The organism is Pseudomonas sp. Irchel 3A7 (assembly GCF_900187565.1).
Lineage (GTDB): Bacteria > Pseudomonadota > Gammaproteobacteria > Pseudomonadales > Pseudomonadaceae > Aquipseudomonas.
Genome location: NZ_FYED01000001.1, coordinates 577,911 through 588,008, shown reverse-complemented (window position 1 = coordinate 588,008; position 10,098 = coordinate 577,911). Strand labels below are relative to the sequence as shown.

Below are 10,098 nucleotides of genomic sequence, written 5' to 3'. Positions count from 1 at the left end.
TCCCGAACTCAGAAGTGAAACGATGCATCGCCGATGGTAGTGTGGGGTTTCCCCATGTGAGAGTAGGTCATCGTCAAGATTAAATTCCGAAACCCCTATCTGCGTATGCAGGTAGGGGTTTTGTTTTAGTAGAAGTCACCAATTTTCGCTGGCACGTTAGAACTTTAATGGGCCGGTCACAGAATTTCTTGACGACCATAGAGCATTGGAACCACCTGATCCCATCCCGAACTCAGAAGTGAAACGATGCATCGCCGATGGTAGTGTGGGGTTTCCCCATGTGAGAGTAGGTCATCGTCAAGATTGAATTCCGAAACCCCTGTCTGCTTGCGCAGACAGGGGTTTTGTCGTTCCAAGGCTCCCAAAAAGCTGCAGATGTAAAAAAGCCAGGTCCAGGATTCAGGGCCTGGCTTTTTTATGCGCGCGAGATGAGCAATCAGAACTGGTAGCTCACCGTGGCTGCATCGGTGAAAAATTCCGTCTGCAGCATGTTATCGACGATGAAGGCGTGAGGCCGCCGGGCGAGCTGCGGCACGAACGGCATGGTGCAGGACGGCCGATTTCGCCGCGAAATGGCGAGGGTTTTTACAGATGGAGCGGGCAGTCATCGCAGGTTTCCGTGTGTAGTCGCTGAGGCTGAGCTGAAGTGCTTACTGACTAAGCCGGACTTGCTCGGAAAACCCGCCAGAAAAAGTTGTCAGACCTGCCGTTCCAGTGTCACCCACCAGCGCGTGCGATAGCGCAGTTGCACCGGCAAGGTTTGCGGCAGGATGGCCAGCAGCTTGTCGGTGTCCTCCAGGCGGAAAACCCCCGACAATCGCAAGTCGGCAATGTCGGCCGCGCACGTCAGATAACCGTGGCGATAGCGTCCGACTTCCTTGAGGAAATCCCCCAGCCGCATGTTGCGGGTCACGATCAGTCCATCTGCCCAGGCACCGACATCCATATCCGGAGGCGGCACCAACTTCGCTTGATGGTGGTCGATCAGGTAACTGTGCCCGGCCTCCGCGCGAGCCGGCTGGTCATCGGCATCCAGAGGCGAATGGATCACCACTTGGCCATTGGTGACGCTGAGCCGGGTGCAGTCGGCGTCCTGACGCAGGATGAAGCGCGCGCCTAAGCCTTCGTACACGCCGTGGCGGCTTTGAATGCGTAAGGGGCGGTCGAATGCAGCGCCTTCATCGGCACCGCCGCAGGTGATGATGATCTCGCCGCGGGTCAGTTTGATCAGGCGCTGTTGTGGTGTGTAATCCAGATCCACCGCACTGTCGGTATTGAGCTCCAGCCGAGTGCCATCCGGCAGCTGGAAGGCACGGCGCTCGCCGGTGGCGGTGGCGAAGTCGGCGCTCCATTGTTGCCAGCCGACGGCATCCTTGCCCAGCCACGCGACCGAGCCCATCAGTAATGCCCCTGAAAGCAGCTTCAATGCCTGGCGTCGCCCCAATTCCTGAGCGCTGTTTTCCAGGGTGTTGAACGCTGCCTGTGCGCCTGGCACCCCTCGCAGGTTGCTGCTCAGTTCCGAGTGCAACGACTGCACCCGCTGCCAGGCCAGCTCATGCTCATGGTGCGCAGCACGCCAGACGTCGCATTGCTGACGCAGCTTGGAATTGGAGGCGTTATTGCGCAGGCGCAGCAGCCAATGGATGGCTTGTTTGACCACTTGTTGTTGCGGCTCGCCATGTCGGTTCAGCGACAGGTTATCCACCGGCTTCACGCTTGAAACCGCAGCGTGTAGCAGTGGAAAAGCGCATCGGCCACATAACGCTCCACCGAGCGCAGGGACAACCCCATCCGATGGGCAATCTGTTTGTGCGTGAGGCCTTCGCACTGCGCCAACCGCGATGGCAGCTGTAAAGCGCCTGTACTGCGAACTCAGGTGAGGACATGAACGCGACTGCTCGGACGTCACAAATGATAATTGGTCGCATTGTTATCAAGGGGTGGGGAATTTGCAACTGCTGCTGCTCTTTACATCAGTTGCACCGCGTTATCGTTCTTCGCGAGCAAGCCCGCTCCCACACTTGGTCTTCAGTGACTGCAGTATTTGTGTCCGACGAAGATCGAATGTGGGAGCGGGCTTGCTCGCGAAGACCGATAACGCGGTGTACCTGCCACCGCTAAACGAAAGCCTTACACAAACAGCTTCAACACATTATTCATCGCATCATCGGCAAACCCCTGCACGAACTCCTTGAAGCCCGGCAAAGCTTCGGTGCCACCCTGCGCCGGTTCGGCGATGATGGTCCAGGTCGCCTCAGACTTGCCTGCACCCAGCGGTTTTACCTGCATCGCCGCCCACAAATGAGCCACGCCCAGCGTGTTGTAGATCGTGGTCCAGGTCATGCTCAGGGCCTGGTCGTCGCGGGAGTTGAGCTGCTCGACCACCAGATTGCCGTCCTTGAAGAACTTCTTGCGCAGGGATGACACGCCTTCACCGGTCATCTCAATGTGCGACAGCGCCGGAATGAATCGGTCGAAGCCGGCAAAGTTGCCGACCACCGCCCAGACCTGCTTGGCATCCGCCGGGACTTCCACAGAGGACACAACGTGGCAGCCTTGCGGGTTTTTGATCAGGGTATCGGGTTGCAGTGTGCTCATGGTTTTGCTCCGTTCTTGGTTGGGATGAATCAGATGAAATTGATTTCTTTGAGGTAGTCGCAGCCGCGACGCAGTAGCGCCGGGGATTTTTCCGGGTAGCGCGCGCCCATCTGCCGTACACCGGCCTGGGCGTTGTCATGGCCGATCATCGAGATGTCGCCGATGTCTTCCTCGAATCCGTTGAGGTAGAAACCCAGCACGCCGAACAACGCGTTGTCGCTGTCGACCCGCCCCAGTTGTTGTTGCCAGTCGGCGACGCTGACCAGGGAAAACTCCCGACCGGCTTCACGAAAGGACGCCACATAGCGATCCCAGCTCAGGGGCTCGGGGTTGTGCAGGTTGAACACCGCTTTTTCCGGCTGATAGCGGCTGGCATGGAAGGCGATGAAACGGGAGAGGAAATCCACCGGCATCAAGTCGAAGTTCAGCGCGAACTCCGGCACCTGGCCGAGCTGGATCGAACCCTTGAGCATCAGCATCAAACGGTTCTTGTGCGGTTGGCACACGCCCGTGAGGCTGTTGAAGCTGATGTTCCCGGGCCGGAAGAGATTGACCTGCACGCCACGCTCACGGGCGCGTTCGAGGATTCGCTCGCCCACCCACTTGGACAGGTTGTAGCCGTTCTTGATGTAGATCGGCGGGGTTTGCGCGGCGGGCAGTTCAAGCACCCGGCCATCGGCGGAAATCGTGCTGGAGGCCGAGAGTGTCGAGACGAAGTTGAAGATCTTTTTGCTGCGCCCTTCGCACAACCGCAGGCACTCGAAAATCGGTTCGACGTTGTCGCGCGCCAGCGACTCGTAATCGAGTACGTGATTGACGTTGGCCGCGTTGTGCACCAGAGCGCCGAATTCCCGATCAAGGCGTTCGTAGACCTCGGCGGCCAGCCCCAATTCCGGGCGCGTAATGTCCGCCGCGTAAACCCGCACCCGACTCAAATCCAGATGCTCCAGGCGGTTCTCACGCAGTGCCTGGGCGAAGCGCTCGGTCGCCGATTGCCCGTTGCCGTCGCGGACCAGGCAGGCGATTTCGCTGGCGCCCCACGCCAACAGCGCTTCGACGATGTGGACGCCGACAAAGCTGTTGGCGCCCGTGACGATCACCTTGTGCACATCACCCATGCGGCTGATTGGCAATGGCTGCACCTGAAGTTCGCGCGAGGCATCGGCCACGGCTTGTTCACTCAACACCTCATCACTGCCGGAGCCACGCACCAGTGTCGCCAGTTTGGTGATGGTGGGCAGTTCGATGAAGCGGTTGATCGAAATGCTGCGGCCGAATTCTTCGCGCAAGCGCAGCAGCATCTGTGACAGCAGAATCGAGTGCCCGCCCAGATTGAAAAAACTTTCGTCGGTGGAAATATCGTTGGCGGGCAACTCCAGCAGCTCGGCCCAGATCTCCAGCAGCAGGGCTTCATCGGCGTTGGCGGGCAGGCGTCGCAGAGTGTTTTCGCTGACGCTGACCGGCAATTCCAGCAGCGCCTTGCGATCGACCTTGCCGTTGCTGGCGTATGGCATGCTCGCCAGTTCGGTCCACGCTACGGGCTGCATGTAGTCGGGCAGCAATTGCCTGGCGTGGGCTTTGAGCGCTTCGCGAGCGGCACCGGGCCGGGGTTCGCGAGGCTGGGCGAGGAAGGCCAGTATCCGACGCTGGCTATCGATCACCACCGCCACCTGCCGATACAACTGGCTGTCGCGCAGGCAGCGTTCGATCTCTTCCGGCTCGACCCGAAAGCCGCGAATCTTCACCTGATTGTCGCGCCGCCCGCACAGCTCGATACCGGAAGCGGTCCACTTCGCCATGTCGCCGGTGCGATAGGCGCGCAGGCACTGGCCATCGGGCAGGGTCAGGTTCAGGTAGCGTTCGGCGGTTTGTTGCGGGTTGTTCAGATAACCCAGACACACGCCCGGACCGACGATGTGCAGCTCGCCGACGGTCTGCTCGACCACCGGTTGCAAATCCTCATCGAGAATCAGCACCTGACTGTTGGCGATCGGGTCGCCCAGGGTCCGATTGTGATCGCCGGCCTGCAGTCGTCGCGCGGTAATCAGCACCGTGGCTTCGGTGGGGCCATAAAGGTTGTAGAGCTTGCCCTGACGGGTCAGTTGCTCGATGACCCAAGGCTCGCAGACATCGCCGCCGGTCATGATGTGATCGAGATTGATCAGTTGCTCCAGCGGCAGAATGCTCAACAGTGCTGGCGGTAGAAAGGCGTGGCTCAGGCGTTGATGACGAATCAGCTCCACCAGTTGCAGCGGATCGCGTCGCTGATCGTCGCTGGGTACGATCAACTCGGCGCCTTGCAGCAAGGTCGGGAAAATATCGATCAGCGACGAGTCGAAACTCAACGAGGAAAATTGCAGCACGCGACTCTGTTCGGTCAGTTGCACATAGTCGGCGTACCACGCCGTGAAGTGGGCGAGGTTGGCCTGGCTGAGCAGCACGCCTTTGGGATGGCCGGTGGTGCCCGAGGTGTAGAGCGCCATGCATGGCGCGTCGAGATCGGCGCGGTGGTGCATCAGGGGGAGATCGAGATTCACCTCATCGCAGTCGATGACGGTGATATCCAGGCCTGGCATTTCTGCCGCGAGTGGATGCTCCCCGTCGTGCAGCAGTAACACCGCGCCGGCGTTCGACAGGATGTACTGCTGACGTTGCAACGGATGGTTCGGTTCCAGCGGCAGGTACACCGCACCGCTGCCCAGAATCGCCAGAATCCCCGCGTACAAAGCAGTGCATTTTGGCAGGCAGATGCCCACCACCCACGGCCCCTCATGTTGATCGAGCAGGGGCTGCAAACGCTGCTGAACAGCGCGGCTCAGGGCATGCAATTGGCGATAGTCGAGTGTGCTGCCTGCCACGCTCAACGCCGGTCGTTTGGCACACTCAATGAAACGCTGTTCCAGTCGCTCGATCATTGGCACCCGGGCCAGTTCCAGCAGCCGGGGTTCTGCGGTTGTATTGCGCTGATGGACGAACGCCAGGCAATCGAGAAACAGCAGGTTTTCGACCTTTTCGAAGTGAACGGGGGCCACTGGTTCGGCGAGCAGAAAATACTCGGCATCCCGGGAGTAGCGACTGACCAGCAGGGCCATCTGGTCCACTATTTCTGCCACCGCGCGCAGACGCAGTGCCTGACCGTTGCCTGACAGTTCCTCGGCGATTGGCACGCGGGCATGCAGCGTCGAATTGTGCAGGCACAGCAAGTCCAATGACGGTAGGCCGCAAGCGCCCGGCAGCCCGATACCCAGTTGCAGGGTCAGTCGCGTCGCATCACCGAGCCTCTCGACCGGCAAGCTGGCATCATCGATCACAAGATCCGAGTGACTCGGCACTTGATCATCGAGCGCCGTTACCCGCGTCAGTGCATGACCGTGTTGCTCCAGTTCCAGCCCAAGATCGGTCAGGGCCTGGCTTTGTCCAATGAGCAGAATGTCGAGACGTCTCATGATGTGCTCCTCGTCAGATCAGGTAGTCGCTCAAGGCGCTTTGCACGCACGGAGAATCGAGCAGCGAGCTGCTGCGGAAGAACCGCACGATGTTGGCCACCAGGGGGTGATGGCGGTTGATCGGAAAGGCCAGCCCCGACACTTCGCTCTTGAGGACTTGGCGCGTCGCATCGCTGATCTGCAAGGCGTCGATCAGGTGGAAGTCGAAGGACTTCTGGATGTCGTTCGTCAGGTAATGGCCGATGAACACCGGCAGGATTTGCGCGATGCACTGGCGGTCGTCTTCGCTCGCGGTGTGCCAGTAAATGCGCACCATCCGCGACCAGAAACCGGAATGCCGGCCTTCGTCGAGCAAGTGGTCGGCCATCAACCCTTTGATCGAATGCTTGACCGTGTCGTCCTTGGCGAACGCCGCGACATCGCCGGTCACGGTGTTCTCGGCGATGGCCACGCAGATCAATTCCACGGCGCTGCGCAGATGCGCTGGTGCGAGGTCCACGGCCGCCGGGATTGCACGGCTCAGCTCGATTTCGTCGGGTAGATCGATGGGCGTAATGCCGGTCATGGCCACGGTCTGCTGCATGAAATCCATGGCCACCAGCGCGTGGTAATCCTCATCCACTACCACGGTCATGGCGTCGTAGCGACAGGCAAACGGGAAGGTCACGGCGAACCGATTCTTGGCGATGCTGCGGGCGGTCTTGTCGACGATCTCGGTTTCGAAAATCACCACGTCGTTGATGAATTTGTACAGCGTCTGCACCAGGGCAAAGTCGCGCAGTTGCGGGCATTCGCGCAGAAAGGTTTCGCTGAGCACCAACGGTTGGCGGCTCAGGGGATAGATCAGTTTGTCGTCGTTTTCCAGCACGCGACGCGGGCGGGTGCGGATGGTGGCGCGGCTCTCCCAGGCGTCGGCGAACGACTGATAGTCGGCGGCGGTCATGCGTTCACCTCCGCCAAAGGTTCGCTCATGCTCAGTCGCAGGCCATCCCACAGGGCGATGCGACTTTCCACGGCGGCGATAGCGCTGGCATAAACGTCTTCTTGGCGTTGCGGGTTGCCATCGACCAGCCGTGCGAGCAGTTGTTCAGCGGCAGGGCCATGGTCTTCGGAGTCGACCTCGATGTGTCGCTCGAGGTAGTAGCGAAAGGTCGGGGCCTGTTCGATGCCGATGCCCCAGTCATCGAGGATGCGCTGGAACATCTGTGGGATCACGCTTTCGCGTCCATGCAGAAATGCCGCCGCGACACTGTGGCTCGGGGCGTGCAGCGCGGTGTGCAGCGTATGGCGTACGAATCGCGCTGCCGCCGGCTCGACATCGACACTTTGCAGCGCCACGTCGTAGCTTACGCCCTCCTGTTGCAGCGCCACGAAGCGCTCTACGGCGTCGGTGCTGGCGCCGACTTCACGCATGGCATCCAGGTACAACTCGAAATGACTGTAGTGACCCTGGCCCGGGCGGTCATCGGACTCTTCACCCAGCACAATCTCATTGATCAGCCGCGCCGCCTGCGGATCGCGCGAGGGCAACCAGGGAAGGCGCGTACAGGTCAGTTCCTGCTGCAGGCGCTTGGTCAGCGACATGAAGTCCCAGACGGCATAGACATGGGTTTCCATGAAGCGTTGCAATACCGACAGTGAATTGATCTCGGAGAAGATCGGGTGCGCACTCAGTTCGGATTTTTTTTGTTCGAGATGTTCTTTAGTTGGTTTCATGAGCAAGCCTTTCAATAGTTGAATGTCAGTGGTGATCAATTGCTTGATTGCTGTTTGAAGTTTCTGCTGGCGAGCGGATGCCTCAAACTAATTGATCTGTATAAGTTGCTCTCAGAGCAGTGTTGATGCGCTGTGCGGCCAGAGTTTATGGGCGGCGTGAAAAAGCTAGTACACAAACAAAGTGTTGAGCAAGTTATTTTATTAATATTTGTATGTTCAACTTTTTTGAGGGTGACAAGTTTCAATAAGACTTTTGGTTTAAGTTTTATTTGGATGTAGCTGCTCCTTCCGTCTTATATAAGTCAGAATTTTTTATAAAGAGTGAATGCCTCACTCGAAGCAACTTTCTAACTGAATCCGTCGAGGTGATCTGAGGGGGTGGAAGTTGGCGGGGGCTGCGCCGATTCTTCCGTTCCCGTGACAAGGCTCCTTCCGTAGGTTCTTGGTGCGGGTACTGCGCCACTGTAGCGGTGCGTCACCCGTTCATGGTTGTCGCACCCCAAGAGTGAGCGTAATTCAAGGCAGCCGCTATCACCCAGAACCGGGAATCGGGCAGGGTTATAGGGAAGGGGATTTTGTAGTGGATTATTCGCGGGCACTGTACCTGTGGCGAGGGAGCTTGCTCCCGCTGGAGGGCGAAGCACTCCCCACAATGTTCGGCAATGACCGAGATTTCAGGGCCGCTGCGCAGCCCGGCGGGAGCAAGCTCCCTCGCCACAGGATGATGGGTTAGTTCGAGGTGCTTCTACTCTTGGCCTCGGGGCTATTGAGGTAGCGTGTAATGACCTCGACCCCCCGATTGAGGTGATTTTCCAGCAGCTTCACCGAGCCTTCGACATCGTGGTTTTCGGCGGCCCGCAACAGTGCCCGGTGATCTTCCTGGGATAATTTGCCCAAGCCCATGGCTTCGAGGTTGAAGCGCAGGAAGCGCTCCTCTTCGTTCAACCCCTCTTCGACCAGTTTCAGCAATCGCTTATTGGGTGCCTTGCAGTAGAGCGACATATGGAAGAGACGATTGAGCCGGCCGATTTCGGTGTAATCGTGTTGCGTTTCCAGCTCGTCGATATAGCGGGCGGACTGTTCGAGATCCGCGGTATCCAGCAGCGGGATCGACAGCCTCAGTGCCTCGGACTCCAGGAGGATCCGCAAGGCGTAGGTTTCCGTGGCATCGCCCTGAACCAGCGGCGCAACCACCGCACCTTTGTGGGCGACCACGTTGAGCAGCACCTGGGCTTCGAGCTGGCGCAAGGCTTCGCGCACCGGCATGCGGCTGACACCGAACAGGTCGGCCAGGTCTTGCTGACGCAATGCAATGCCGGTAGGCAAGCGGCCATCGAGAATGGCCGAGCGCAGGGTTTGTTCGATCACCGAGCGTGCCAGGTGAGCGGGAATCGGCCCGTTGACCTTGATACTGCTGAGAGGGTTGGGCTTTTGTGTCACTACAACGCACCCTGATTGACTGATTTGTTTTTGGATCCAATTGACACTAGTAACTGCCTGACGGCTTGTCAAACGCGCAACAGAGCGTTCTTCCTCCAGTTTAGCGCGCTGTGGGTGATCGCACCGTGCCATTGTTTTTTAACGGGCTAACCTACACCATCAATCGACTTCCTCCTGCCTACCCTGGATGCCTTGCATTGGCGGTACGTTTCCCGATTCCCCCGATATTGCGCTGGCTGTGCGGCGCTTGGCTGCTGTCCGGCGTGATGCTGGGCGGTGTGCTGGCCGATTGGGATTTTTCCCTGATCAGCAGTCGGGCGCAGGCATTGTACGGGCCTTTGGGCGAAGGTCAGCAGCGTATTGATGATTGGCAACAGTTGTTGGCCACGCAGAAGCAGGTCAGCGAGCTGGAACAGCTCAACCTGGTCAACCGATTCTTCAACCAGCGGATGCGCTACGTCGAAGACATCGACCTCTGGCACCAGGTCGATTATTGGGAAACGCCGATCGAAGCCCTGTGGAAAGGTGCCGGCGATTGCGAAGACTACGCTATCGCCAAGTACTTCAGCCTGCGCCATCTAGGTGTTGCCAGCGACAAGTTGCGCATCACCTACGTAAAGGCATTGAGCCTGAGTCGCGCGCACATGGTGTTGACCTACTACGCAAGCCCCGACGCCATGCCGCTGGTGCTCGACAGTTTGATCGATACGATCCAGCCGGCCAGTCAGCGTACGGATTTGCTGCCGGTCTACGCTTTCAATGCAGAAGGGTTGTGGTTACCCGGTGCCAAGGGCAACCAGAAGGTCGGTGACACCAAACGCCTGTCCCGTTGGCAGGATGTGTTGAAGAAAATGCAGGCCGAAGGATTTCCGGTCGAGACGACTCATTAGGAGTACGC

Annotated in this window: 7 protein-coding genes, 1 rRNA gene and 1 pseudogene; 2 read left to right on the top strand and 7 right to left on the bottom strand. The window is 58.8% G+C overall.

Going from position 1 to position 10,098, the window contains the following annotated elements; genetic code table 11:
* The first annotated feature begins 187 nt into the window (after positions 1 to 187).
* Positions 188 to 303, top strand: a 5S ribosomal RNA gene (gene rrf, locus CKW21_RS02665).
* A 394-nt stretch (positions 304 to 697) separates the two neighbouring features.
* Here the strand turns inward: rrf and CKW21_RS02660 are convergent.
* The 7 genes and pseudogenes from CKW21_RS02660 to CKW21_RS02630 form a co-directional block, all read right to left on the bottom strand.
* Positions 698 to 1,714: a FecR domain-containing protein gene (locus tag CKW21_RS02660; protein WP_095192467.1), complete on the bottom strand. Its 1,017-nt coding sequence runs from the start codon at positions 1,712 to 1,714 to the stop codon at positions 698 to 700.
* Positions 1,711 to 1,836 (bottom strand): annotated as a pseudogene (locus CKW21_RS02655) (sigma factor-like helix-turn-helix DNA-binding protein); the annotation flags it as partial. The gene CKW21_RS02660 and the pseudogene CKW21_RS02655, both read right to left, overlap by 4 nt.
* Before the next feature lie 294 nt (positions 1,837 to 2,130).
* On the bottom strand, positions 2,131 to 2,598 hold the full coding sequence (locus CKW21_RS02650; protein ID WP_095192466.1) for an SRPBCC family protein: 468 nt from the start codon (positions 2,596 to 2,598) through the stop codon (positions 2,131 to 2,133).
* Positions 2,599 to 2,627: 29 nt separating this feature from the next.
* Positions 2,628 to 6,044 carry a non-ribosomal peptide synthetase gene (locus tag CKW21_RS02645; RefSeq protein WP_095192465.1) on the bottom strand — a complete coding sequence of 1,139 codons (3,417 nt, stop codon included), beginning with the start codon at positions 6,042 to 6,044 and terminating at the stop codon, positions 2,628 to 2,630.
* Between the two features lie 13 nt (positions 6,045 to 6,057).
* A complete protein-coding gene (locus tag CKW21_RS02640) occupies positions 6,058 to 6,987 on the bottom strand; it encodes a diiron oxygenase (RefSeq protein WP_095192464.1) in 930 nt (309 codons plus the stop codon).
* The gene (locus CKW21_RS02635; protein ID WP_095192463.1) at positions 6,984 to 7,760 is read right to left on the bottom strand and encodes a DUF3050 domain-containing protein; all 777 of its coding nucleotides are present in this window, start codon (positions 7,758 to 7,760) and stop codon (positions 6,984 to 6,986) included. Before CKW21_RS02635 ends, CKW21_RS02640 begins: the two co-directional genes overlap by 4 nt.
* Before the next feature lie 729 nt (positions 7,761 to 8,489).
* Positions 8,490 to 9,200, bottom strand: a complete 711-nt coding sequence (locus CKW21_RS02630) for a GntR family transcriptional regulator (protein WP_095192462.1) — start codon at positions 9,198 to 9,200, stop codon at positions 8,490 to 8,492.
* A gap of 197 nt (positions 9,201 to 9,397) precedes the next feature.
* On the opposite strand from CKW21_RS02630, the gene lapG reads away from it, so the two are divergent.
* Positions 9,398 to 10,090, top strand: a complete 693-nt coding sequence (lapG, locus tag CKW21_RS02625; protein WP_095192461.1) for a cysteine protease LapG — start codon at positions 9,398 to 9,400, stop codon at positions 10,088 to 10,090.
* Positions 10,091 to 10,098 lie beyond the last annotated feature (8 nt).